22 protein-coding genes are annotated in these 24,758 nt (G+C 69.9%); 16 read left to right on the top strand and 6 right to left on the bottom strand.

The window, feature by feature from the left end; genetic code table 11:
• Positions 1–19 precede the first annotated feature (19 nt).
• From dapF to NL1_RS20525, 5 genes are all read left to right on the top strand, one after another.
• The gene (gene dapF, locus NL1_RS20545; RefSeq protein ID WP_067841800.1) at positions 20–901 is read left to right on the top strand and encodes a diaminopimelate epimerase; all 882 of its coding nucleotides are present in this window, start codon (positions 20–22) and stop codon (positions 899–901) included.
• 173 nt (positions 902–1,074) lie between these two features.
• Positions 1,075–2,520, top strand: coding sequence for a GTPase HflX (gene hflX / locus NL1_RS20540; RefSeq protein ID WP_067841795.1), 1,446 nt, complete (start codon positions 1,075–1,077; stop codon positions 2,518–2,520).
• Positions 2,521–2,858: 338 nt separating this feature from the next.
• Positions 2,859–3,719, top strand: coding sequence for a lysophospholipid acyltransferase family protein (locus NL1_RS20535; RefSeq protein WP_084510799.1), 861 nt, complete (start codon positions 2,859–2,861; stop codon positions 3,717–3,719).
• Positions 3,720–3,775: 56 nt separating this feature from the next.
• Positions 3,776–4,825, top strand: coding sequence for an alpha/beta hydrolase (locus NL1_RS20530; RefSeq protein WP_067841727.1), 1,050 nt, complete (start codon positions 3,776–3,778; stop codon positions 4,823–4,825).
• A gap of 204 nt (positions 4,826–5,029) precedes the next feature.
• A complete protein-coding gene (locus NL1_RS20525) occupies positions 5,030–6,175 on the top strand; it encodes an acyl-CoA dehydrogenase family protein (protein ID WP_067841725.1) in 1,146 nt (381 codons plus the stop codon).
• 65 nt (positions 6,176–6,240) lie between these two features.
• On the opposite strand, the gene NL1_RS20520 is transcribed toward NL1_RS20525, so the two are convergent.
• Both NL1_RS20520 and NL1_RS20515 read right to left on the bottom strand, forming a co-directional pair.
• Positions 6,241–6,885, bottom strand: a complete 645-nt coding sequence (locus tag NL1_RS20520; RefSeq protein WP_174553441.1) for a histone deacetylase — start codon at positions 6,883–6,885, stop codon at positions 6,241–6,243.
• Between the two features lie 79 nt (positions 6,886–6,964).
• Positions 6,965–7,981 (bottom strand): YeiH family protein, encoded by a 1,017-nt coding sequence (locus NL1_RS20515; RefSeq protein WP_245673423.1) that lies wholly within the window; start codon positions 7,979–7,981, stop codon positions 6,965–6,967.
• Positions 7,982–8,101: 120 nt separating this feature from the next.
• On the opposite strand from NL1_RS20515, the gene NL1_RS20510 reads away from it, so the two are divergent.
• Together NL1_RS20510 and NL1_RS20505 are read left to right on the top strand one after the other, a co-directional pair.
• A complete protein-coding gene (locus tag NL1_RS20510) occupies positions 8,102–9,019 on the top strand; it encodes a LysR substrate-binding domain-containing protein (RefSeq protein ID WP_067841721.1) in 918 nt (305 codons plus the stop codon).
• A gap of 158 nt (positions 9,020–9,177) precedes the next feature.
• Complete coding sequence (locus NL1_RS20505; protein ID WP_067841719.1) at positions 9,178–9,987, top strand: class I SAM-dependent methyltransferase; 810 nt, start codon at positions 9,178–9,180, stop codon at positions 9,985–9,987.
• A 266-nt stretch (positions 9,988–10,253) separates the two neighbouring features.
• Here the strand turns inward: NL1_RS20505 and lexA are convergent, their stop codons facing one another.
• The gene (gene lexA, locus NL1_RS20500) at positions 10,254–10,985 is read right to left on the bottom strand and encodes a transcriptional repressor LexA (protein WP_067841717.1); all 732 of its coding nucleotides are present in this window, start codon (positions 10,983–10,985) and stop codon (positions 10,254–10,256) included.
• Between the two features lie 209 nt (positions 10,986–11,194).
• On the opposite strand from lexA, the gene NL1_RS20495 reads away from it, so the two are divergent.
• The 3 genes from NL1_RS20495 to nrdR all read left to right on the top strand — a co-directional run bounded on the left by NL1_RS20495 (position 11,195) and on the right by nrdR (position 13,674).
• Complete coding sequence (locus tag NL1_RS20495) at positions 11,195–11,629, top strand: hypothetical protein (RefSeq protein ID WP_156094964.1); 435 nt, start codon at positions 11,195–11,197, stop codon at positions 11,627–11,629.
• A gap of 207 nt (positions 11,630–11,836) precedes the next feature.
• Positions 11,837–13,084: a hypothetical protein gene (locus NL1_RS20490; RefSeq protein WP_067841713.1), complete on the top strand. Its 1,248-nt coding sequence runs from the start codon at positions 11,837–11,839 to the stop codon at positions 13,082–13,084.
• Between the two features lie 119 nt (positions 13,085–13,203).
• Positions 13,204–13,674, top strand: a complete 471-nt coding sequence (gene nrdR, locus NL1_RS20485; protein WP_067841711.1) for a transcriptional regulator NrdR — start codon at positions 13,204–13,206, stop codon at positions 13,672–13,674.
• Positions 13,675–13,744: 70 nt separating this feature from the next.
• Here the strand turns inward: nrdR and hrpA are convergent, their stop codons facing one another.
• A complete protein-coding gene (gene hrpA, locus NL1_RS20480; RefSeq protein WP_067841709.1) occupies positions 13,745–17,824 on the bottom strand; it encodes an ATP-dependent RNA helicase HrpA in 4,080 nt (1,359 codons plus the stop codon).
• 139 nt (positions 17,825–17,963) lie between these two features.
• Between hrpA and NL1_RS20475 the strand changes: the two genes are divergently transcribed.
• Positions 17,964–18,113, top strand: a complete 150-nt coding sequence (locus tag NL1_RS20475; protein ID WP_156094963.1) for a hypothetical protein — start codon at positions 17,964–17,966, stop codon at positions 18,111–18,113.
• On the top strand, positions 18,110–19,333 hold the full coding sequence (locus NL1_RS20470) for an aminotransferase family protein (RefSeq protein ID WP_067841705.1): 1,224 nt from the start codon (positions 18,110–18,112) through the stop codon (positions 19,331–19,333). The genes NL1_RS20475 and NL1_RS20470 overlap by 4 nt, the downstream gene beginning before the upstream one ends.
• A 62-nt stretch (positions 19,334–19,395) precedes the next feature.
• Here the strand turns inward: NL1_RS20470 and NL1_RS20465 are convergent, their stop codons facing one another.
• The gene (locus NL1_RS20465) at positions 19,396–19,896 is read right to left on the bottom strand and encodes a GNAT family N-acetyltransferase (protein WP_067841789.1); all 501 of its coding nucleotides are present in this window, start codon (positions 19,894–19,896) and stop codon (positions 19,396–19,398) included.
• A 119-nt stretch (positions 19,897–20,015) separates the two neighbouring features.
• On the opposite strand from NL1_RS20465, the gene NL1_RS20460 reads away from it, so the two are divergent.
• Entirely contained in the window at positions 20,016–21,653 is a 1,638-nt protein-coding gene (locus tag NL1_RS20460) for an acyl-CoA synthetase (protein WP_067841703.1), read from the top strand.
• A 96-nt stretch (positions 21,654–21,749) separates the two neighbouring features.
• Here NL1_RS20460 and NL1_RS20455 read toward each other — a convergent pair whose 3' ends face one another.
• Positions 21,750–22,478 carry an SDR family NAD(P)-dependent oxidoreductase gene (locus tag NL1_RS20455; protein ID WP_067841701.1) on the bottom strand — a complete coding sequence of 243 codons (729 nt, stop codon included), beginning with the start codon at positions 22,476–22,478 and terminating at the stop codon, positions 21,750–21,752.
• 53 nt (positions 22,479–22,531) lie between these two features.
• On the opposite strand from NL1_RS20455, the gene NL1_RS20450 reads away from it, so the two are divergent.
• From NL1_RS20450 to NL1_RS20440, 3 genes are all read left to right on the top strand, one after another.
• Positions 22,532–23,080 carry a helix-turn-helix domain-containing protein gene (locus tag NL1_RS20450; protein ID WP_084510797.1) on the top strand — a complete coding sequence of 183 codons (549 nt, stop codon included), beginning with the start codon at positions 22,532–22,534 and terminating at the stop codon, positions 23,078–23,080.
• A gap of 81 nt (positions 23,081–23,161) precedes the next feature.
• Positions 23,162–24,220 (top strand): AAA family ATPase, encoded by a 1,059-nt coding sequence (locus NL1_RS20445; protein WP_067841699.1) that lies wholly within the window; start codon positions 23,162–23,164, stop codon positions 24,218–24,220.
• A 2-nt stretch (positions 24,221–24,222) separates the two neighbouring features.
• A partial coding sequence (locus tag NL1_RS20440; RefSeq protein WP_218024459.1) for a hypothetical protein occupies positions 24,223–24,758 on the top strand: 536 nt, incomplete at its 3' end.

Below are 24,758 nucleotides of genomic sequence, written 5' to 3'. Positions count from 1 at the left end.
GAGCACACGCGTGACGGACATCGAATTCACGAAGGGGCACGGCACCCAGAACGACTTCGTGGTGCTGCCCGACGAGGATGTCCGGCTCGACCTGACCCCGGACCGCATCGCCGCGCTCTGCGACCGGCAGCGCGGTCTCGGGGCCGACGGTGTGCTGCGGGTCGCGCGAGCGGGCGCGCTGCGAGACGCCGGCGTGCTGGCGGACCTGCCCGAGGGCGTCGGCGCGGACGACTGGTTCATGGACTACCGCAACGCCGACGGCTCGCTCGCCGAGATGTGCGGCAACGGCGTGCGGGTCTTCGCGCACTACCTGGCCGCGAGCGGGCGCGAGCAGCGCGCGGAGTTCGTGGTGGGCAGCAGGGCGGGCGCCCGGCCGGTCACCGTGCACGCGGGCGGACCGGTCGAGGGCGAGGTCACCGTCGCCATGGGCCGGGTGAAGGAACTCGGGGACTCGACGGCGACCATCGTCGGTTGGGCGTATCCGGGGATCGGCATCGATGTAGGCAACCCGCACCTGGCCTGTGTGGACCCCGGCCTGACGGCCGAGGCGCTCGGCAAGCTCGACCTGACCGTCGCGCCCGGCTATGACCCGGACCTCTTCCCGCACGGGGTGAACGTCGAGATCCTGACCCCGCTGGACGCGGACCGCGCGGTCGACATGCGCGTCTACGAGCGCGGTGTCGGCGAAACCCGTTCCTGCGGAACGGGAACCGTGGCGGCGGCCGCGGCGGCGCTGGCCGCCGACGGCTTCCGCATCGCCGAGGACACCGGCCGGGTGACGGTCCGGGTGCCGGGCGGCGCGGTCACCGTGGGCCTCGAGGGCGGGTCGGCCTGGCTGCGCGGGCCGTCGGTGCTCGTCGCCACCGGCACGCTCGCAGAACAGTGGTGGAACGGGCGCTGAGGCGCGCCCGGCGAAATAACGGAATGCGCACGGTGGCCGCATCGTGGCAGCATGGATGGTGTATGAGGAATTCAGAGACGTATGACATCAATCCGGACGACGACTTCGATGTCGTCGATCCGGACGACGACGCCGCGCGCTCCGGCGACGTGGTGGCCGAACGTGCCGCCCGAATGAAGCGCAACGGCTGGACGATGGAGCCGACGGTCGGTGAGCTGCAGCTGGACGAACGCAGCTCGCTGCGCCGCGTCGCCGGTCTGTCCACCGAACTCACCGACATCACCGAGGTCGAGTACCGGCAGCTGCGCCTGGAGCGGGTCGTGCTGGTCGGCGTGTGGACCTCGGGTTCGGTGGCCCAAGCCGACGCGAGCATGGCCGAGCTGGCCGCGCTCGCCGAGACCGCGGGTTCGGAGGTGCTCGAGGCGCTGATCCAGCGCCGCGACCGCCCGGACCCGGCCACCTACATCGGTTCCGGCAAGGCCGACGAGCTCCGCTCGGTGGTGCTGGAGACCGGCGCCGACACCGTCATCTGCGACGGTGAACTGACCCCGGCCCAGCTGACCGCGCTGGAGAAGGTGGTCAAGGTCAAGGTGATCGACCGGACCGCCCTGATCCTGGACATCTTCGCCCAGCACGCCACCTCCAGCGAGGGCAAGGCGCAGGTCGCGCTGGCCCAGATGGAGTACATGCTGCCCAGGCTGCGCGGCTGGGGTGAGTCGATGTCCCGGCAGGCCGGTGGTCGTGCGGGCAGCAACGGCGGTGTGGGTCTGCGCGGTCCGGGTGAGACGAAGATCGAAACCGATCGTCGCCGCATTCGCGAGCGCATGGCCAAGCTCCGGCGCGAGATCCGGGAGATGAAGACCGCTCGCGAGACCAAGCGGGCGCGGCGGGCGTCCTCGGGCATTCCGCAGGTCGCCATCGTCGGCTACACCAACGCGGGCAAGTCCAGCCTGATGAACGCGCTCACCGGCGCGGGCCTCCTGGTCCAGGACGCGCTGTTCGCGACTTTGGATCCGACTACCCGGCGCGCCGATCTGGACGACGGCCGCGAGGTCGTGTTCACCGACACCGTCGGGTTCGTGCGGCACCTGCCGACCCAGTTGGTCGAGGCGTTCCGCTCGACCCTGGAGGAGGTCACCGGCGCCGATCTGCTGCTGCACGTGGTGGACGGTTCCGACTCGCTGCCTGCCGAGCAGATCAAGGCCGTGCGCGAGGTGATCACCGATGTGATCAAGGAGCAGGGTTCGGCCGCTCCGCCGGAACTGTTGGTGCTGAACAAGATCGATGCCGTCGATCCGATGGAGCTGACCAGGCTGCGCGCCCTGCTTCCGGACGCCGAGTTCGTCTCGGCGCAGACCGGCGAGGGCATCGAGGGCCTGCTGGACCGGCTGGCCGAGGTGCTCGGCGGGCTGGACGTCGAGGTCGGCGTGCTGCTGCCGTACACCCGCGGCGATCTGCTGGCGCGTATCCACGCCGATGGCCGGATCCTGTCCTCCACCCACGAGGAGTCGGGCACCCGGGTCCGGGCGCGGGTTCCGCACTCGCTGGCCGCGGCGCTCTCGGAATACGCCCACGCGGGCGGCGACGGCGCGGCGCCCGCCGAAGGACAGTCCGCGTAGTCCGTGGTGCGATCCGAGGGGCAGAAATAGAATCGACCGTCATGTTCGGTGTCGTGCAGATGCCGGATGTGGCGGTTCCTCTCGCCGCGGCTGTTTCGTTCAGCTATGCTTCGGAGCCGTTCGGACGCAAGGGTATTCGCTGCCGAATCGCTCGCGGAGTCGCCGGTCCCGCCGTACGCCCTTTGTGACCGGTCACACAGAATGGGCCTCTGTGTTGCAACGCGTTCCAACGTGATCGGGTAGGGTGGGGCCCCGTAGCCGTATTCGACTGCGGCGCAGGGGACCTTAATTCCGTACGACGATGTGCTGGGATCCGACATGCGATGGGGAAACCGCCAATGCCTGAATCCTCGCCTGCCGCGGCGGCGCTGACCGACGGGGCGCCATTGGACGTGCGTCTCGACGAGACCGACATCCGGCTGATCGAAGCCCTGCTCGCGCCGATGCGAGCCTGGACGAGTCCGCGCTTCTACGGCCTGGACAACATTCCCGCCGACGGCCCAGTGCTGCTGGTCGGCAACCACAACCTGATGGGCGGCCTCGACGCTCCGCTGCTCATGCCCGAGGTGTTGCGCCGCCGCGGCAGGCTGATCCGCGGCCTCGCCGAGAACGTCCTGATCGCGGTGCCCGGCCTGCGCCACTTCCTGCACTACTACGGCGCGGTCCGCGGCAACCGGCACAACTGCACGACGCTGCTCGCGCGGGGCGAGGCGGTCATCGTCTTCCCCGGCGGCGGGCGCGAAGCGGTGCGCCGCAAGAACGAGAAGTACCTGCTCAAGTGGGAGGGGCGCAGCGGATTCGCACGGATGGCGATCGAGGCGGGCGCCCCGATCGTGCCGGTCGCGATGATCGGCGTGGACGACGCCTACGACATCGTCTTCGATGGCGACCATCCGGTGATGCGCCCGTTGCGCTGGACGGTCGAGGCGCTCGGCCTCAAGCGCGACCTCACCCCGCCGCTGCTGCGCGGTGTCGGCCCGACCCCGATCCCGCGTCCCGAACGGTTCTACTTCTCCGCGGGCGCCCCGATCGACCCGGCGCCCTGGCGCGACGCCGACGACCTCGACACCGCCGCGACCGACCTGCGCGATGTGGTGCGCAAGGCGCTCGAGGAGGAGCTGAAGTTCCTGCTCGCCGAGCGCGACCGTGACTCCGGTCGCACTCTGGTCGGCCGGGTCCGCGAATCACTGCCTTTCTGAGTAGATACCGAGAATCAGCTGGCAATCTCTCAGCTACGGACACGTAGCGTGGGGAGATGGGTAGTACGCGAATCAGATCGGCCGTCACGGCCTGTGCGGCCGTGATCGTCTGCGGCGCCACCGCAACGGCCGCGGGGAATGCAGTAGCGGCGTCGGCCGATTCGATCACCGCTCTCGGAAATCCGGTGCGGACCAACGGTTCCCGCATCACCGAAACCACCGTGCTGGACGAGCGCAACCTGCGGCTACAGGTGTACTCGGCCGCCATGAGGCGGACTGTCGAGATCGATGTCCAACGCCCGGCCGACACCTCGGCGCCACGCCCGACGCTGTACCTGCTCGATGGCGCGGGCGGCGGCCAGGATACGGCGACCTGGCAGCAGCGAACCACCGCGCTGCAGTTCCTCGCCGACAAGAACGTCAATGTGGTCCAGCCGGTCGGCGGCGCGTGGACCTACTACACCGACTGGCGCGCACCCGATCCGGTGCTCGGGGTCAACAAGTGGCAAACATTCCTGACCGAGGAGCTGCCGCCGTTGATCGACCGCGCGCTGGGCGCGAACGGCGTAAATGCCATCGCGGGACTGTCGATGTCGGGAACCTCGGTGCTGCAGTTGCCGATCGCCGCGCCGGGACTGTACGGCGCGGTCGCCTCGTACAGCGGTTGCGCCCAGATCAGCGACCCGGTCGGCTACACCTTCGTCAAAACGGTGGTGTCCACGGGCGGCGGCAATACGGCGAACATGTATGGCCCGCTGGGTGATCCGATGTGGGCGGCCAACGACCCCTATCGGAACGCCGAAGGACTGCGCGGGGTCGAGCTGTTCCTGTCGACGGGCACCGGCATCCCCGGCCGGTGGGACACCCTCGACGGCCCGTACACCCTGCCCGGCGTCGGCGGGCTGGCCAATCAGCTCGCCGTCGGCGGCGCGCTCGAGGTGGCCTCGAACTACTGCACGCACAACATGCAGGCTCGCCTGAGCGAGCTCGGCATTCCCGCGACCTTCGATTTCCAGCCGGTCGGCACGCACTCGTGGGGCTACTGGGAGGACGCGCTCGTGGCGTCCTGGCCGGTACTGGCCAAGGGGCTCGGCCTTCCCTCCTGATCGCTGTTCGATAGCAATGAGCTATCACATACTGGAGGCTCAGGTTTGTCGCGAATCGGTGTGAGTACGACGATGTCGGCGCAGCTTTTCCAGGTGAAGCAGCGAATTCGGTACGTGAAGTGAACTGCCATTCGTCTTCCGGGTAACGTATGCGGTAACGACGGGCTGGTGTGGACCGCCCGGTGTGGTCACTAGGAGGTTGGTGTGGAGCGCACACTGTTCGAGCCCGAACACGATCTGTTCCGGGAGTCGTTCCGCAAGTTTCTCGATCAGCACGTCGCGCCGAACCACGCGAAGTGGGAAGAGCAGGGCATCGTCGACCGTGAGGTCTGGCTCGAGGCGGGCAAACAGGGCTTCCTCGGCATGGCCGTGCCGGAGGAGTACGGCGGCGGCGGGGTCAAGGATTTCCGCTACAACGCGATCGTCACCGAGGAGTGCGTGCAGGGTCAGTACTCCGGCCTCGGCTTCGCGCTGCACAACGATGTCGTCGCGCCGTACCTGCTGGAGCTGGCCAACGACGAGCAGAAGCAGCGCTGGCTGCCCGGCTTCTGTTCCGGCGAGATCATCACCGCCATCGCGATGACCGAGCCCGGCACCGGCTCGGACCTGCAGGGCATCAAGACCCGCGCGGTGCGCGACGGCGACGACTGGATCCTCAACGGCGCCAAGACCTTCATCACCAACGGCGTCAACGCCGACATCGTCATCGTGGTCGCCCAGACCGACCCCGAGAAGGGCGCGATGGGCTTCAGCCTGCTGGTGGTCGAGCGCGGCATGGCGGGCTTCGAGCGTGGCCGCAACCTGGACAAGATCGGCCTCAAGGCCCAGGACACCGCCGAACTCAGCTTCACCGACGTGCGGGTGCCCGGTAAGAACCTGCTCGGCACCCAGGGCATGGGCTTCATCCACCTGATGCACAACCTGCCGCAGGAGCGCCTGTCGATCGCCGTCATGGCCGCCGCCGCCATGGAGGCCTGCCTGGACATGACCTGCCAGTACGTGCGCGACCGCAAGGCGTTCGGCAAGCCCATCGGCGCCCTGCAGAACACTCGCTTCGTGCTCGCCGAACTGGCCACCAAGACCACCGCCGTGCGGATCATGGTCGACCGTTTCATCGAGGACCTCAACGCGGGCAAGCTCTCCGCCGAGGACGCCGCCATGGCCAAGTGGTGGAGCACCGAGGAACAGCTCGACCTGATCAACCGCTGCCTGCAACTGCACGGCGGCTACGGCTACATGAAGGAATACCCGATCGCCAAGGCCTACATGGATGCCCGCATCCAGACGATCTACGGCGGCACCACCGAGATCATGAAGGAGATCATCGGCCGATCGCTGAATCTGTCCTGATCCCCACTTCTTTCGCCTCCGGCCGCACGGAATACCGTGCGGCCGGACGCTTTTCCGCCGAGGCGCTAGCCTGCCGGTAGTGGCGGGGGGTCGGTGGTGCGCAGCAAGTTGGCGACGGAGGTGGGGGTCCAGTGCAGGTCGGCGCCGGGGCGGGTGGCCAGGTAGGCGGCGGTGCGGGGGAGGGGCCAGCCGTGTGATTCGGTGATACCCGCGGCGAGGTGGCGCAGGTAGGCGGGGGCGGGTGGATTGCCGGGGAGATCGGTGTGGCGCCAGGGGGCCGTGCAGGTGAGGATCGGATGGCCGTCGAGAGTGCCTGCGCGGACCAGGGTTTCGTAGCGCCCGGGACCGAGGGTGGTGCGGCCGTGGGTGAGCACCTCGGTCAGATCGATATCCTCGCCCGGCGTGCGGTACATCTCCTGGGCGACGATGTCGGAGAACTGCGCGGCCGTCAGCAGGTAGGCGCGGACGGCCGTCGCACCCGTGGCGTCCGGTGCGTAGAAGGCCCGGCCGCCGGTCCAGGTGAGCGATTCGGTGGCGAAGTAGAGCAGGCCGGGCAGCATGAGGGGGCGGGACCGCCGCGGACCGGAACGGTCGCGGCACCCGGGCAGTTCGATCGCGCCGCCCGCGGGCCTGCCGCCCTCGAGATAGCAGTGCAGGCGGCGGTGATGCATGTTGGAGCCGTAGGCGGCGTACCACACGAGGCACGTCACCCTGTCATTGTCCCTCGTTCCGACGGGCGCCTGCCGGACGTCCGCGGGAGCCGGGCGCGGATCTCGTCGCCCGCAATACTCAGAGCCACCCGGTGAGCTGCTGCAAACCCAAGCACGTCACCGCGAGCACCAGTCCGAGAGCCCCGCCGAAAACCAGCGGCCGCAAGCCAGCAGAGCGAACCCGTTGCCACGAGAGCGACGTCCCGATCGCTGCCAGCACCGCCGCGATCAACCATGCGCTCACCTTGCCCAGCGGCCCGGACCACGATTCGGGCACCAACCCGAACCCGGCGATCACCGAGGCCGCCACGAAGAGCACCACGAACAGCGGTATCACCCGCCATGCGGCGTGGTTGCCATTGCTCTCCGCGCCGGACTGCCCAGCCCGCCCGCGCTGACCGAGATGCAACCCCACGCACATCGGCACGATCAGCAAGCTGCGCACCAGTTTCACGATCACCGCGAACTGCGCCGCGGCGGGGCCGAAGATCGCGCCCGCCGCCAGTACCGAGGAGGTGTCGTTGATCGCCGTGCCCGCCCACAGCCCGAACGCCTCCTCGGACATGCCGAGCATCCGGCCGAGCGGCGGAAAGATCAGCACGGCAAGGACATTGAAGACGAAAATGGTGCCGAGCGCGTAGGCCACCCGCTCCCGGTCCGGTTTGATGACCGCGGTCGCCGCCGCGATCGCCGACGCACCGCAGATCGTCGTCCCGACCGCGACCAAGGTCGCCGACTCTCGATCGAGAGCGAGCAGCCTGCCGACCACCACCGCGGCGACCGCCGCGGCGACGACGGTGCCGACCAGCACCACCGCCGTCTGCCGCCCAACGCTCAGCACCGCGCCGAACGGCAGCCCCAGACCGAGCAGCACGATGGCGAACCCGAGCACGTGCTGCCGCGTCAACGCGAGTCCGGGCCCGAAGACGCCGCCCTCGTCGACCGACCGCCTGCGCGCGAGTCCGACCAGCGCGCCCGCACCCAGCGCGACCACCGGAGCGCCGATGGCAGGCGCAATCCGGCCGATCAGTGTCGCGACGGTGGCAAGCCCGGCGACCAGCGCGAGCCCGGGCAGAAGACGAGGTGAGCAGCACACGCTTTCACCATCGCGCGGCATACGGTGCCCAGGTAGAGAGCGCTTTCCGAGGACCCCATAAGATTCGCTTATGTGCACCCGTCTCGCCCGGTGCCACCGCCGGGCCTATCCTCGGTCCTCATGACGTTGCCGCCGGGGACGCCCGATCTGGATGTCCTCGATCTGCTCGTCTCCGTCGCCGAACTCGGCAGCCTCGGCGCGGCCGCCCGCCGCCACGGCATCAGTCAGCCCGCCGCCAGCATGCGCATCAGCGCGCTGGAACGCAGGCTGCACCTGCGGCTGCTGGACCGCGGGCCGACCGGTTCGGCGCTGACCGAGGCGGGCCGCGCGGTGGTCGATCACGCGCGCCCGGTGCTCGAGGCCGCCCGCTCCTTCGGTGTGGCGGTGGCCGCCCTGCGCGCGGGCGCCGTTCCCCGGCTGCGCATCGCCGCCTCCAAAACGATTGCCGACCATCGGATTCCGCAGTGGTTGCAGGCGCTGCGCAATGTCCACCCCGAAGTGGCGGTCGCCTTGGAGGTGGCCAACAGCAGTCAGGTGCTGGAACTGGTCCGCCGCGAGGCCGCCGACATCGGGTTCGTCGAGGGTCCGCACCCGCCCGCGGATCTCGGTAGCCGGGTGCTCGGCGCGGACGAACTCGTTGTCGTGGTCGCTCCCACCCATCCGTGGGCGCGCCGCCGCCGGGCGATGTCGCTGCGCGAGCTGGCCGCCACCCCGCTGCTGTGGCGGGAGGCGGGTTCGGGGACCCGCGACGCTGTCTGGGAGGTGCTCAGCGGCTATGGCGAGCCCGCCAGACCGGCCGCGGAACTGGGCTCGGCGGCCACGATCATCGCCGCCGCGCGGACGGCACTGGCGCCCGCGGTGCTCAGCAGATTGATCGCCGCGCCCGAGCTCGAGAGCGGGACGCTCGTCGAGGTGCCTCTGGCCGATTCCACCGCGCTGACCAGGCGGTTCCGCGCGATCTGGCGTCCGAGGTTTCCGCTCGCCGGTGCGGCGAAGCTGCTGGCCGACATCGCCGAACGCGCCGAATCGTTCGACTGAACCGGCTGTCGCCGACGGGTGCCAGGGCGGAGAATCGAAGTCGTTGCGCAGGCAACGGGCCTGAGTTAGGTTGTCCTTAGTTCTTCTTGAACATTGATTTCACTATTGCGGCCGGGGTGCGCGGGTGACGCCGGCCGACCGAGTGAGAGGACGAACCCATGGGCGCCGACGTCGAACTCGACGGTATCCCGCTGACCATGCTCTGGACCCTGCACAATCGAGCCGCCGAGTCCAAACGGCCCGACGCGATCCTGCGCGACCCGGACTGCGAGCGGATCTACGATGCCATCGCCTTCGACTACGAGCGGACTTTCGGCAAGCCGGACGGCACGCATGCGGTGCGGTCGAAGAAGTTCGACGCGGTGCTGCGGCCCTGGCTCGCGGCGCACCCCGGCGGCACGGTGGTGGAACTCGCGGCCGGACTCGAGACGCAGTTCCAGCGCTGCGACGACGGGCAGGTGCGGTGGCTGTGCGTGGACGTGCCGGACGCGATCGCGGTGCGCGAACGATTCCTGCCGCCGAGTGGGCGATGCAGGCACTTGGCCGTGAGCGCGCTGGACACCGCCTGGCTGGACGAGGTGGATCCGGCGCGCGGCGTATTCGTCACGGCGCAGGGGCTTTTCATGTACTTCGAACCGGAGCAGGTGCGGCAGCTGTGCTCCACGATCCTGGACCGATTCCCTGGCGTCGAGTTGATGTTCGACACCATCCCGCCCTGGTTCTCCCGCAAGACGGTGCGCGGCTTCCACAAGACTCCGCACTATGAGGCGCCGCCGATGCCGTGGGGCGTCCGGCGCAGCGGCATCGCGGCCCTGGTGCGCTCGTGGAGCCCGAAGGTCACGGAGGTGACGGTCTCGTCGTACAGTCCGTCGCACGGACCGCTGCCCGCCACGCTGCCGCTGTTCGAGCGGGTGCCGGTGCTGCGCGACATCCCGCCCGCGATCGCCCACGTGCGCACCGCGGGATAGCGCTGCGGCGTGATCGCCCTTCTCTTCGAAGGGAATTCGCGAGTTTCGTGCGCCGAGCGCGTGGGGAATTGGTCGGCCACACGCACCTGACCACCGAACAATCGCGAGCCGTCTCGGCTGCGCCGAATCGGCCTCGTTCATTCGCGCCTTCCGGCGCTGGAACGGGTGCCCGCCGCAGGAATTCCGTTCCCGCGGCGGGCATTCCGGGCCTCCGCCTTCGCTCCGGCCGTGCGCGGCCGGAGCGCGGACGACGTCCGGCTGTTCCGCTAGATCTTGCGGATGACCGTCACAACCTTGCCGAGGATGCGGGCGTCGTTACCCGGAATCGGCTCGAACAACGGGTTGTGCGGCATCAGCCAGACGTCCCTGCCGCTGCGCTTGAAGGTCTTCACCGTGGCCTCGCCCTCGATCATCGCGGCCACGATGTCGCCGTTGTCGGCGACGTTCTGCTGGCGGACGACCACCCAGTCGCCGTCGCAGATGGCGGCGTCGACCATGGACTGGCCGACGACCTTCAGCAGGAACAGCGAACCGTCGCCGACGAGTTCGCGCGGCAGCGGGAACACGTCCTCCACGGCCTGCTCGGCGAGGATCGGCCCACCGGCGGCGATCCGGCCGAGCACCGGAACGAACGTCGGCGTCGGGCGGTTCGGATCGATCGCCGCGGCGTCGGCGTCCTCGAGCGCGGCGCCGGGCAGGCTGGTCACCGCGCGCACCGCCTCGTCGAGTCCGCGAACGTCGACCGCGCGGGGGCGGTTGGGGTCGCGGCGTAAATAGCCCTTGCGCTCCAAGGCCCGGAGTTGATGGGCGACCGACGAGGTGGAGGTCAATCCGACCGCGTCGCCGATCTCGCGGATGCTCGGCGGGTAGCCGCGCTCGCTCACCGAGGTCCGGATGACCTCCAGCACCTTGCGCTGACGCACGGTGAGATCTGCCCCGGTCGGCGACGGCTCGCCGCCGACTCCGCTCTCCTCGCCCGTGTCGTCTGTGTGGCTCACCGCAACCGCCTTTCCTGTCGTTGATGTCGCTTCTCGAATTTAGTCCGGTCACGCTCAGGTTTCAAACATCTGTTCGACGCATGTCGGGCGTTTCGTGCTGACTTCGGCGAGGGCACGTGGTAGAAATCGAACATCAGTTCTTCGAACATGTGATCGAAAAGCGACTCCCTTCGAGCCATCTCGCCAGCGTCCACACGGAGGTTTGTCCGATGAACACAGCGATCCGCGAAATCCGCTCCACCGAATCCGCTCCGGAATCAGGGCATCCGGTCGGCAATCCGGTCTTCGACTCCGTGCCGCGGGTGCGGCGCGCGCACCGCGGCGGACTGCGCGCCGTTCGCGCGGTGGCGGATCGCCGCCCGCGGGCGAGCAGGCCCGGCGGTGCGGTGGAACTGTATCGGCGCCGGCCTGTGCGCATCCACGCGGCCCGGCGGCCGCGCCGCGTGCATCCGGCGCCGAGTGTGGAGCAGGCGCAACTGGGATTCGCGGTGCTCGCGGTCGCGGCACTGCTGAGCGCGCTGGTGGTCGCGGCACTGCTGGGGTTGGCGCACTGGCGGGCGGGCACTGTCGTCGTCCCCGAGTTCTCGACCTCGATCCCCGCCGAAATCGAACAGCAACCGGCCTACGGCGGCCTGCCACGCTGATTCACCGGATGCGACGCCGATTCGGCGGCCGCCCCTCCGATTCGTCGGAGGGCGAGCAGGTTTCGCGCGCCGACACGGGTTGATCATCCACGGAGTCGGCCAGTCGGCGTGGCCGAAAATCTCGATCTACAACTAGAACACGTTGCTACTGTGCTGAAAACGTGACCCAGGCAACATTTGCCTCGAACGATTTCGGGACTTCGTGCAATGACGCATCGACACACCGCGGGCGGCGCGCTCCGGGCTTTCGCCGGTCTGTTCTTCTGTCTTCTCTTGGGGCTCGGCGCGATTCCCGCCGCCAACGCCACGCCGGCCTACCTGGGCTATCTCGATCTTCCGTCGGTGAACGGCGACGGTGAGCACGGCGGCGGCCTGAATCCCGCGCTGCCACTGGACGAACCGACGCTGCGCACGGCGCTGGACGGGGCGCGTTCCGACGGCATCGCACCGGAACGCTATGCGACACTGCTGCATCAGTACTGGCTCGTGGTGGCCACCGGCAACGCCGCGATCGACCTGGCGGGCTGGGATCCGAGTCGCGGCGTGCGGGCCAACGAGCGCACGTTCAACCAGGTGTACGTCAACTACCTGCGGCTGACCACGACGCATCCGGAGTTCTACTGGGCCGGTCTGGCGGGGATCGCGGGCGGCTCGTTCGCCTCGGGTTTCTTCGACATGAGCGATGTCGGCGTCGTCCTCGACGTGCCCGGCATCCATCAGCTCGGCAACACGGTCGCCGATCTGCTGCGCGGGACCCCGGAGGAACTGGTGGGCGAGCTGCCCGCCGACCTCCGGCTGCTGGCCACCGAGGGCGCGCGCCTGTCCGCCGAGGACGTCGCCTGGTACCAGACCCGGCTGATGATCATGCAGAAACACATCTTCACCGACCTCGTTCCGATGCACGAAGCCTTTGTCGCGCTGGGCATGCCGGGCATCGACGAGATGTACGCCGCGGGCATCATCGACGCCGGCATCCGCGCCGCGTGGCAGTCGATCACGTCGGGCACCCGCGACGGCTACATCGACGCGCTGATCCGCATGACCGACCGGGAGCAGAACCACGTCGTCGCCGACCAGTGGGACGTCACCGCCGCGGGCCGCGATGGCATCGGGCGGGTGCTCACCTACGTCAGCACCATCGCGGGCAAGCCCGCGGTGCCGGGCGTGCGCGCGCCGGGCGTCTTCGCTCCGGCCACCGTGCGCGCCGACCTCGGCGGACGGCCGATGGCGCTGCGCACCGCGCTGCCCGCCTTCAACTGGGCCGACCGGGAGGACCGCTGGACCTACATCATGGGTGACCTGGTGCCGCGCCACATCGACATGGAGACCGACCCCGTGCTCGCCGGGGCGGTGCTCGGCGAGTCGTTCTGGAACAAGCTCGCCCGTGGCAGGCTGGTCCCGCGCCTGCCCGAACTGCTGGCCGATCTGACCGCTCGGTGGCAGTTGGTCGAGTGATGCGGCCCCGCCGGGCGAAACGCCCGGTAACGACCCGGGTATTCTCGAAGGGCTAGGGAGGTATACCGCGTGTCAAGGGGTATACCTTGTGCCGGGTCCATCGACGAAGGATCTCTCGGATGCATTGCCCGTACTGCCGACACCCTGACTCGCGGGTGGTCGACTCGCGCGAGGCCGAGGAAGGCGCGGCCATCCGCCGTCGACGTTCCTGCCCGAACTGTGGGCGGCGTTTCACCACGGTCGAGACCGCCATCCTGTCCGTGGTCAAGCGCAGCGGCGTCACCGAACCGTTCAGCCGGGAGAAGGTCATCCGCGGCGTGCGGCGCGCCTGCCAAGGCCGCGAGGTCGACGACGACGCCCTGAACCTGCTGGCCCAGCAGGTGGAGGATGCCGTGCGCGCGACGGGTTCGCCGGAGGTGCCGAGCCACGAGGTCGGTCTCGCCATCCTCGGCCCGCTGCGCGACCTCGACGAGGTCGCCTATCTGCGCTTCGCCTCCGTCTACCGGTCCTTCACCTCCGCCGAGGATTTCGAACGCGAGATCCAGCAGATGCGCGAGGCGCGCGCCGCGGCGAGCGTCGCCGCGGACTGATCCGCCGACATCCGAGCCCGCCGGAACGAATCCGGCGGGCTCTGGTGTCTGACGGGCTACACGCAGGCCCTCAACGGCGGATCGCGGCGATCGCTTTCTCGATCCGCTTGGCAGACACCGGATAGGGCGTGCCGAGCTTCTGGGCGAACAAGCTCACCCGGAATTCCTCTGTCATCCACCAGATCTCGGTGACGTCGGGCGCTTGCTTGCGCCCTTCGGGCAGTGCGGCGAGCAAGCGGTCGTACGCGGCGAGGACGCGGTCGAGTTCGGCCATGCCCTGCCGGTCGCGGACGGCGGAACCGGGCAGCGACTCCAGCCGGGTCACCGCGGCGCGCAAGTAGCGGGGGAGGTCCCGCAGGCGGGCGCTGCCCCATTCGGAGACGAAGCCGGGAAAGACCAGATCGTCGAGCTGGTGCCGGACATCCTCGGCGATGTCGCGCTCCGCGGCGCCACCCAGCGCCGACGTCACCAGGTGTGCTTCGGCCAGGACCGGCACCACCGACCGGATGAGGCGGGCGACCTCGGTGGCCAGCCGGGGACGGATCGCGGCGACGAGCGCCTCGAAGCGGTCCGGGCTGTGCACCGGGCCGCCCGCGCTCGCGATCAGCTCGTCGGCGGCCGCGGCGCGGCAGTCGTCGACCAACCCCTCCAGCGAACCGTACGGATTCTGGCTCAGCGCAAGGCGATCCGTGGGCGAGAGCCCCGACGTGACGGTGCGCACCGAGGTCGGAATCGCGTGCAGCACCAGGGTGCGGGTGCCCGCCCGCATGGCGGCGGCCTGTTCGGCGGGGGAGCTGAGCACGCGCACCGCGACGCCCTCGCCCTCGGGCACCAGCGCGGGATACCCGGTCACGGTCTGCCCGGCGACCTTCCGCCGCACCGTCGGCTCGACGGTGCCGAGGGACTCCGAGGTCCACACCGTCGCCGCGGCGCGCTCGGCGCCCGCGGTCGCCCGGGCCACCGAGGCCGACACCTGTTCGGCGAGTTCGGTCTTCAGCGCGGCGAGGCTCTTGCCCTTGGCGAGCACCCGGCCACGGGTGTCGACGGCGGCGAAGGTCATGCGCAGGTGGTCGGGCAGCGCGGCGGGGTCGAGGTCGTTCGGCGTGATCGTCACCGATCCGAGCCGGGACAGCTCCCTGGCCAGTCCCGTGCGCAGCGGTTCGGCGCGCGGGGTGAGCGCGGCCAGCGCGGCGGCCGCGAAGTCCGGGGCGGGTACGACGCTGCGCCGCAACGTCTTCGGCAGTGTCTTGATCATCGCCGCCGCCAGTTCCTCGCGCATGCCGGGCACCAGCCAGTCGAAGCCGACGGCGCGCACGTGCGCCAGCTGCTCGACGGGGATGCGCACGGTGACGCCGTCGTCCTCCTGACCCGGCTCGAACTGGTAGGTCAGCGGGAAGCTGAGCTCGCCTTGACGCCAGGCGTCCGGGAAGGCCGTCGGGTCCAGCGCCGCGGCGTTCTCGTTGACCACGGTGGACTTCGAGAAGTCCAGCAGCGCGGGATCTTTCCGCTTCGCCGTGCGCCACCAGCTGTCGAAATGGCGCGCCGAGACCACCTCGGCGGGGACCCGCTGGTCGTAGAACTCGAACAGCACCTCGTCGTCGACGAGGATGTCGCGGCGGCGGGCCCGGTGCTCGAGGTCGGCCACGTCGTCGAGGAGTTCCCGGTTGCGGTGGAAGAACTCGTGCTTGGTCTGCCACTCGCCCTGCACCAGCGCGTGCCGCAGGAACAGTTCGCGAGAAACCTCGGGGTCGATGCGGCCGTAGTCCACGGGACGGCTCGTCACCAGCGGCACCCCGTAGAGCGTGACCCGCTCGTAGGCGCGCGCCGCACCGCGCTTGGCCGACCAGTGCGGTTCGGAGTAGGTGCGCTTCACCAGGTCGCCCGCGAGCCGTTCGGCCCACTCGGGTTCCACCCTGGCCGCGATGCGGCCGAACAAGCGCGACGTCTCGACGAGTTCGGCGGCCATCACCCAGCGCGGCGGCTTCTTCGCCAGCGACGAGCCGGGGAAGATCATGAACTTGGCGCCGCGCGCGCCGAGGAATTCCCTGCTCTCCGCCTCGCGCACGCCGATGTGGGAGAGCATGCCCGCCAGCAGCGATTGATGGATGGCGATGGAATCCCAAGGTAGGCCGTCGTTCTCGGCGACGACGACGGGAACGTCCGATGCTTTGGCCGTCCCTCGGCCGCCGCGTCGTCTGCCGGAGCGATTCGATGCGGCGGAGTCGTCGCCGCGGTCGGCGGGCGCGGATTCCGTTGCCGCGCTGTCGGATCGCGCACCGCGGCCGTCGGCCGACCAGCCCAGCCCCTTGGTGATCGTGCGCAGCTGCCCGTGCAGGTCCTGCCACTCCCTGATCCGCAGATAGTGCAGGAACTCCTCGCGGCACATCCGCCGGAACTGATTGGACGACAGCGATTTGCGCTGCTCGGTGAGGTAGTCCCAAAGACGAAGGTAGGCGAGGAAATCCGAGCCCTCGACGAGGAAGCGCGCGTGCTTGGTGTCGGCGGCCTGCTGGAATTCGGCGGGCCGCTCGCGGACGTCCTGGATCGACAGCGCCGCGACGACGATCAACACCTCGGCCAGACAGCCGTTGCCGTTGGCCTGCACCAGCATGCGTGCCATGCGCGGATCGACCGGCAGTTGCGCCATCTCGCGGCCGACCGGCGTGAGCGCCAGCGCGGCGTCGGGACTCGCCGCGCCGCGGGCCAGTGCGCCCAGCTCCTCCAGCAGCGCGATGCCGTCGCGGATCGCGCGCTTGTCCGGCGCCTCCACGAACGGGAAGTTCTCGATATCGCCGAGCCCGAGCGCGGTCATCTGCAAGATGACGGCCGCAAGGTTGGTGCGCAGGATCTCCGGTTCGGTGAAGGCGGACCGGGATTCGAAATCGTCCTCGGCGTACAGCCGGATGGCGATGCCGTCGGCGACGCGGCCGCAGCGTCCGGAGCGCTGCCGGGCCGAGGCCTGGGAGACCGGTTCGATCGGCAGCCGCTGCACCTTCGTGCGCATCGAATAGCGGGAGATGCGCGCGGTGCCCGGGTCGATCACGTAGCGGATGCCGGGCACGGTCAGCGAGGTCTCCGCGACATTGGTGGCCAGCACCACGCGGCGGCCGGTGTGCTGCTGGAAGACCCGGTGCTGCTCGGCGGTCGAGAGCCGGGCGTACAGCGGCAGGATCTCGGTGCGCGGCAGCTTCAGGTCGCGCAGCGCGTCGGCGGTGTCGCGGATCTCGCGTTCGCCGGAGAGAAAGACAAGCACGTCGCCGTCGCCCTCGGCGAACAGCTCGCGCACCGCGTCGCCGATGGCGTCGACGGGGTCGCGGTCCACCACGCGGGTGTCCTCGTCGTCCTCGTCGGCGGCGGGAAGTTCGAGACTCAGCGGCCGGTACCGGATCTCGACCGGGTAGGACCGGCCCGACACCTCGACAATCGGTGCTGGCGTGCCCTTTTCGTCGGCGAAATGCCGGGCGAACAGCTCCGGATCGATGGTCGCCGAGGTGATGATCACCTTCAGGTCGGGGCGGCGCGGTAGCAGCTGCTTCAGGTAACCGAGCAGGAAATCGATGTTGAGGCTGCGCTCGTGCGCCTCGTCGATGATGATCGTGTCGTAGCGGCGCAGCAGCCGGTCGCGCTGGATCTCGGCGAGCAGGATGCCGTCGGTCATCAGCTTGACCAGGGTGCGCTCGGAGGCCTGATCGGTGAACCGCACCGTGTAGCCGATCACGTCGCCCAGCTCGGTGCCCAGCTCCTCGGCGATGCGTTCGGCGACGGTGCGCGCGGCCAGCCTGCGCGGCTGGGTGTGGCCGATGGCGCCGCGGAGGCCGCGGCCCAGCTCCAGGCAGATCTTCGGGATCTGCGTCGTCTTGCCGGAGCCGGTCTCGCCCGCGACGATCACCACCTGGTTGTCGGCGATGGCCTTCGCGATGTCGTCGCGACGGGCGCTGACGGGCAGCTGCTCCGGGTAGCGGATCTGCGGCACCGCCGCGCGGCGCGCCTCCATGCGCAGCTCCGCGGCGGTGATGTCGGCGGCGATCTCGTCGAGGTCCGTGCCGCGCGCCCGGTCCAGCCGACGCCGCAGCCGGTACTCGTCGCGGAGGGAGAGATTCGCCAGGCGGGTGCGGAGCGCGCGGGTTCCGGTATCAGCTGTCCTGGTCATTGCGCCGTCCAGCCTACCGGGCCGGGCATCACCGCCCGCCGCTACCGGGCCGCCGCGGCCACCCGCACCGATAGCCGAACGTATGCCGACAGCTCTGATTCGGCCGGTCGAGCACCGCCCCGTGTGCGAAGATCGGCCCATGGACGCGGGCTCGGGCACGGCGTGGGTGATCGGAGGACTTCGTGTTGCCTCCGATGTACTCGGCACCGTGGCGCTGTCCCGGATCGCGCTGCGCACCGTGAGCGCCTTCGGCGCGCGCGGGCGTGCACCCGGCGAGGTGGTGACATGAGCGCGCTGTGGCATGGGTTCGCCGATATGGGCGCCGTCGAACGGGACGGCGCGTTCGTGGTCGCTCGCGGGGAAGGCGCCTACATCTACGACGAGGCGGGCGTCCGATACCTGGACGCCACGGCCGGGCTGTGGTTCGCCAACGTCGGGCACGGCCGCGCCGAGATCGCCGACGCGGTCGCCGGCCAGTTGCGCACCATCGCGCACTACTCCAACTTCGGCGACCTGGCCGAACCGGCCACCAGGGAACTCGCCGAACGGCTCGCCGTGATCGCCCCGGTGCCCGGCAGCAAGATCTTCTTCACCTCCGGCGGGTCGGACGCCATCGATACCGCCGCCAAACTGGCCAGGCGCTACTGGCACGAAGTGGGCAGGCCGGAGAAGACGATCATGGTGGGCAGGGAGCGCGCCTATCACGGAATGCACGTCGCGGGAACGGCTTTGGCGGGGCTTCCGCTCAACCGTGCGGGATACGGCGAGCTCATGCCCGATGCGCGGATCATCGCGTGGGACGAGCCGGAGGCGCTGCTCGCCCTCGTCGCGGAGGTCGGCGCCGAACACATCGCCGCGTTCTTCTGCGAGCCGATCATCGGCGCGGGCGGGGTGTACCTGCCGCCGCAGGGCTATCTGAGCGAGGTACGCCGCATCTGCCACGACCACGACATCCTGTTCGTCGCCGACGAGGTCGTCACCGGATTCGGGCGCATCGGCGGAAGCTGGTTCGCCTCCACCCGATTCGACCTGCGGCCCGACATCATGACCACCGCCAAGGGGCTCACCAGCGGATACCTCCCGATGGGCGCGGTGTTCGCCGCGCCGCGCCTTGCCGAGCCGTTCTTCGGCGGCGGGGTCTGGTGGCGGCACGGCTACACCTACGGCGGGCACGCCGCCGCGGCCGTCGCGGCGCTGGTCAACCTCGACATCATCGAACGCGAGAACCTCCTCGCCGAAGCCGCCCGGCTGGAGACCACGCTGCACGAGAAGCTCGCGCCGCTGGCCGCGCACCCGCGGGTGGCCGAGGTGCGCAGCGGGCTCGGCGCGGTGGCCGCGGTCCAGCTGGCCGACCCGTCCGAGGCTCTCGCCTTCGTCAAAGAACTACGCGCCGAGGGTGTTTCGACCCGTGCCGCGGGTCAGGGGGCGATGCAGGTCTCACCCGCCTTCGTGATGACCGATGCCCAGGTCGACGAACTGGCGGCCGCGTTCACCCGAGCGCTGGGCTGACCCCGGACTCACTGCGCCAGCGTCACGGACACTGCGCCAGTGTTATGGACACAGCACTGGCGTCATGAACACAGCGCCAGCGTCATGAACACGCTGTGCGGGTCCTCGGTGTAGTCCGCGAAGGGCGGGCAGACCTGGAAGCCGTGCCGCGCGTAGAGGCGTTGGGCGGGAAGGTAATAGGGTGCGGCGCCGGTCTCCAGGCTGAGCCGGTGATAGCCGCGGGCGCGCGCTTCGGCGACGAGATGGGCCAGCAGCGCGGCGGCGACGCCGCGGCCGGTGTGGCCCGGCGCGGTGCGCATGGACTTGATCTCGCCATGCGTGGCGTCGAGGTGCTTGATCGCCCCGCAGCCGAGGAGCTCGATATCGTCGCGCACGCTCCAGAAGGTGACGCCGGGGGCCCGGAGCTGGGACAAGTCCAGTGCGTGCATGCTGTCCGCGGGGGAGTTGGCGTGCATCTCGGCCAAGTGGTCTGCCAGCAGATCGATGACGTCGGGGCCGGTGAGGTCGTCGACGGCGATGCGCAGGCCGGTGCGCGACGGCTGTTCCTCGGTGTGGCTCGACATACCGTCCATCATGGACGCGCGCCGGGCCCTCGACGGGACTGTGTGAGACACCTTACTGTGAGGACACTCGCCCTCACCTCGAGTGCCTTTGCGCTCGGTGGCTCAGCTCAGGTGGATCTATGAACCGTGTCAACACGCTCGGCTCCGTCGCGCTCGGCGCGGCCCGTCGCGTCGCCGACGAGACCTATTACGCGAGCCTGGCGGTGCGCGCGGGCCTGGCCACCCCGCAACGGCCGGACCGGCTGGCCCGGATGGGCTTGGCGGTGGTGCGTTCGGGCATGCTCGGCGGACTCGTGACGGTCGCGGCGCTGCGCTACCGGCACCGGGCCGCGCTCATCGATGAACTCGGCGCGGTGAGTTTCCGCGAGCTCGACGAGCGCAGCACCGCCTTGGCCAACGCCTGGCGGGCGCGCGGCCTGCGCGACGGCGAAGGCGTCGCGGTGCTGGCGCGCAACCATCGCGGCTTCCACTACGCGGTGTTCGCCGCGGCCAAGTGCGGCGCCAGGATCATCCTGCTCAACACCGATTTCGCGGGGCCACAACTGCGCGAGGTACTCGCCCGCGAAGGCGCCGACCTGCTGGTCTACGACGACGAATACGCGGGCATCCTCGGCGATCTGCGGCCGCCGCGCGGGCGCTACCGCGCCTGGACCGACACACCCGCGGTCGACACGCTGGAGAACCTGATCGCGGGCGGCTCCAGGAAACCGCCGCGCCGACCCGGCACCGCCGCCAGGATCATCCTGCTGACCAGCGGCACCACCGGAACCCCGAAGGGCGCACCGCGCCGCGAGCCGACGTCGCTGGCCCCGCTCGGCGCCATCCTCGGCCGAGTTCCGTTCCGCGCCAAAGAGATCACCGAATGCCCGGCGCCGCTGTTCCACACCCTCGGCTTCGCGCACGCCGTCATGGCCGTCGGTTTCGGCTCGACATTGGTGATCCGGCGCCGTTTCGATCCGCAGGCGGTGCTCGACAGCCTGCACCGGCATCGCGCCACCGCCTTGATCGCGGTCCCGGTGATGCTGCGGCGACTCGTCGATCTCGGGCCCGAAGCCCGTGCCGGACACGATTTCTCGCGGCTGCGCATCCTCTTCGTCGCGGGCTCGCAGCTGGGCGCCGAGCTGTGCGTGCGCGTCACCGAGGCGTTCGGGCCCGTGGTCTACAACGTCTACGGTTCCACGGAAGTGGCCTACGCGACCATCGCCACGCCCGCGGATCTGGCGATCGAGCCCGGCTGCGTCGGCACCCCGGTACCCAGCACCGTCGTGAAGATCTTCGACGACGACGACATCGAGCTGCCGCACGGTCGCACCGGGCGCATCTTCGTCGGCAACGACTACCAGTTCGAGGGCTACACCGGCGGTGGCGACAAGGACCGCATCGGCGCCCTGATGGCCACCGGCGACGTCGGCCATTTCGACAGCGAGGGAAGGCTTTTCATCGACGGCCGAGACGACGACATGATCGTCTCCGGCGGCGAGAACGTCTTTCCCGGCGAGGTCGAGGAACTGCTCGCCGCCCACCCCGCGGTCGCGGAAGTGAGCGCCTTCGGCGTCGACGACGATCGCTACGGCCAGCGCCTGCGGGCGGTGGTCGTGGTGCGCCCCGGCCACACCCTCACCGAGGACGAGGTGCGTGAGCACGTCAAAACCCACCTGGCCCGCTTCAAGGTCCCCCGCGACGTCCTCTTCGTCGACGAACTCCCCCGCAACCCCACCGGCAAAGTCCTGAAACGCGTTCTGCGCGAGTTGAGTTAGAAACGCGAGGCAGCGCACGGGGTTCGGCGGCGAGCTGGAGACGGTGAGGCACGAGGCGGCGGGGCCATCCTTCGAGCCCGCTTCCGCAGGAATGGGTTAGACCATGCCGAGCATGCGGAGCATGGTTCGGCGGAGTCGGGCGGAATCGGGGGTCGCGGTCCGGAACCGGCCGCGGGGCGGGACCACGACGAGGCCGCCCCTGCGGTGCTCGACGCAGTCGACGATGGCATCGGCCACCATTTCGGGAGCGGGCGCGTAGCCGGGCGCGATCGTGCTCACCAGCACGCCCTGTTCGGCCAAGCCGCGGTGCAGTGCAGTGCCGAGGCCGACGACGGCGTGTTTGGTTGCGCTGTAGACGGCAGCGCCCATCGCCGCGGTGACGCCGACGGCCGACCCGATATTGACGATGTGGCCGTGGCCTTGCTCCACGAAGCGCCGTCCGGCCAGCCGGGATCCGGTGACGACCGCGCGCAGGTTGACGTCGATCTGGTGATCCGACTCGGCCTCGGACTCGCTCAGGAACGATCCCGTCGGCTCTGCGTCGGCGGCGTTCACCACCACGTCCAGCCCGCCCAGCTTGCGTTCGGCGCGGGCCAGGAATTCGGCGAAGCGGGCGCTGTCGGTGGTGTCGAGCGCGAGACCGACGACCGTGCCGCCGTGCATCCGCGCGAACTGCTCGGCGACCGCGCGGGTCCGCCCCGTGTCGCGGTCGCCGAGCGCGATGTGCGCGCCCGCCGCGATGAACGCCAGCGCGGTCTCGCGGCCGACGCCGTGCGCGCCTCCGGTGATCGCTACCCGTTTGCCCGCAAGTGTCTTCTTCGACATGTGATTTCGCCCGCCTTTGCCTCGACTCGACGGTAGGTCGCGTCGCGGTGGGTATGCCATGCGATGTCAGGTCAGGACATTTCGGACCGCGGCTGCGGCCGATCCTGGACCGGTACGGCCTCCCGGCCACCGACAGCACCGGACCGCACCTGGTCGTGTTCGACACCGCGGGCTTCGACGACCCACTGCCGCAGGCCAGCCCGCTCACCGCGGCGTTGTTCGAGGAGCAGTGCGCGCAGCTGTTGCGCAGGCGCGGGCTGGCGCAAGGCATCGCCGGATCGGTGCGCGAGGTCCTGCTGCACCGGCTGGGCGGGCGTGTCTCGCAGGAGGACGTGGCCGCCGCGCTGCACATGAGTCTGCGCACCATGCGCCGCCGCCTGGCCGACGAGGGCACGTCCTATCGCAGGCTGTGCAGCGAGACCTACGGCAATCTGGCCGAGGAGCTGCTGGCGACCGGCCTGACCGTCGAAGACGTCGCCTACCGCATGGGTTATTCGGGCGCGCCCAGCTTCTCCAACGCATTCAAACAGTGGCGTGGCGTCTCGCCGGGCCGGTTCGCCCGCGCCGCCGTCGCAGGGCACGGGCCGGCCTCGATCGCCTGACCTCGCGGAAAAACCAGTGGCCCGGCCGGGCTCGGCGCGCGTACCTTCGACCCTCGTGATGTTCGACGGGGGAGGAAAGGTATGGAGGCGACGGTCACGGTAACCCCGGACCAGCTGCCGGAGTTGCTGCTGCACGTCGCCGTGGTGCGCCCGGTATTCCTGTGGGGCGCACCGGGTATCGGGAAGAGTTCGCTCGTGCGCGCGTTCGCCGAGTCGCTCGGGCTGGAGTGCGTCACGCTGCTGGGCACCCAGCTGGCGCCGGAGGATCTGATCGGGGTGCCGCAGATCGTCGGTGATCGCAGCCGCTTCGCGCCGCCCGAGCTCATCGCCCGGCCGACGCCCTACTGCCTGTTCCTGGACGAGCTGAACGCGGCGGCACCCGAGGTGCAGAAGTCGTTCTACTCGCTGATTCTGGACCGCCGCATCGGGTCCTACGAGCTGCCCGCCGGTTCGGTGGTGATCGGCGCGGGCAACCGTGCCACGGACAACGCGCTGGCACGGCCGATGACCTCGGCGCTGGTCAACCGCATGGTGCACCTGCATCTGCGCGCCGACGTGGACCACTGGCTGAAGTGGGCCGCGCACAACGACATCCATCCCTGGGTGGTGCGCTACGTGACCCAGCGCCCCGATCACCTGTGGTCGGCGGCGCCGAAGCCCGAGGCGCCCTTCTCCACCCCGCGCGGGTGGCACATGCTCTCCGACGCACTGCACTCCTGCGGCGACGATCTCGACGACACGCTGCTCGACGTGCTCGCCGCGGGCACGCTGACGCCCGCGCACGCCTCGGCGTTCCGCGCCTTCGTCAGGACCATCCGGCACGCCTACGATCTGGACGCGGTGATCAAGGGCGAGGCCGACTGGCCACGCGACCCCGGCGACCGGGATCTGCTGTACTTCCTGTCCGAGACCTTCCGCGCGCGGCTGATCAAGGAACTGCCCGGTTCGCGCAGGCACGTCTCCGGCGCGGTACACCGGTTCGTGCTGCGGGCCAAGACGATGCTCGTCGAGCTGGCCGAGATCTCGGTCGAATGCGCGCAATTGGTGATCGCCGCCGACGCCGACGGTGCGCCCGTGCTGCCGTCCTGGTTCCTCGTCGAGGTGACCCGCGACCTGCCGCGCCTGGCCGCGCGGCGATAGTCGTGGGCGCCGCGCGCGGGAAGCGCCGCGCGACCGTTGACCCCTGGCGCGAGGCGGTGCTGGACGGCTGGGGCATGGTCAAAGCACACCGGGCCTTCGCGTATCTGCCGGGGCGGCTCTACGAGCTCGACCCGCGCCAGACCCCGCCGGAGGTGTGGGCGCGCATCGTCGGAGCCGGAGTCGCCTACCACCCGAAGCGTCGCGCCGAATCCGCCGAGTGGGCTTGGGTTTTCGCGCACTGCCTGTTGCACGCCGGGTTCGGGCATCTGGATCCGCGCGGGGTCGATCCCGCAAACATCGTCACCGAGATCGATCTGTCCGAGAGCTGGAGCATCGACAAGGCCGAACCGCACCCCGCCTACCGCGCGGCCTGCTGCGCGGTGGTCGACCAGTACCTGGCCACCATGAAGATCGGGCATCGGCCGACCGAATTCCCCGGCACGCCAAGCCTGTCCGACGAGTGCGCGGCCGCGGCGCGCTGGCGCGACAGCGCGGTCCCCGCCGAGTACCGGCGCGACGACCCGCCGGACTTCCTGAT

It is taken from the genome of Nocardia lijiangensis NBRC 108240 (assembly GCF_001613045.1).
Classification (GTDB): Bacteria; Actinomycetota; Actinomycetes; order Mycobacteriales; family Mycobacteriaceae; genus Nocardia; species Nocardia lijiangensis.
Note: the sequence above shows the minus strand (reverse complement) of the source record. Positions and strands in the feature narration are given on the sequence as shown.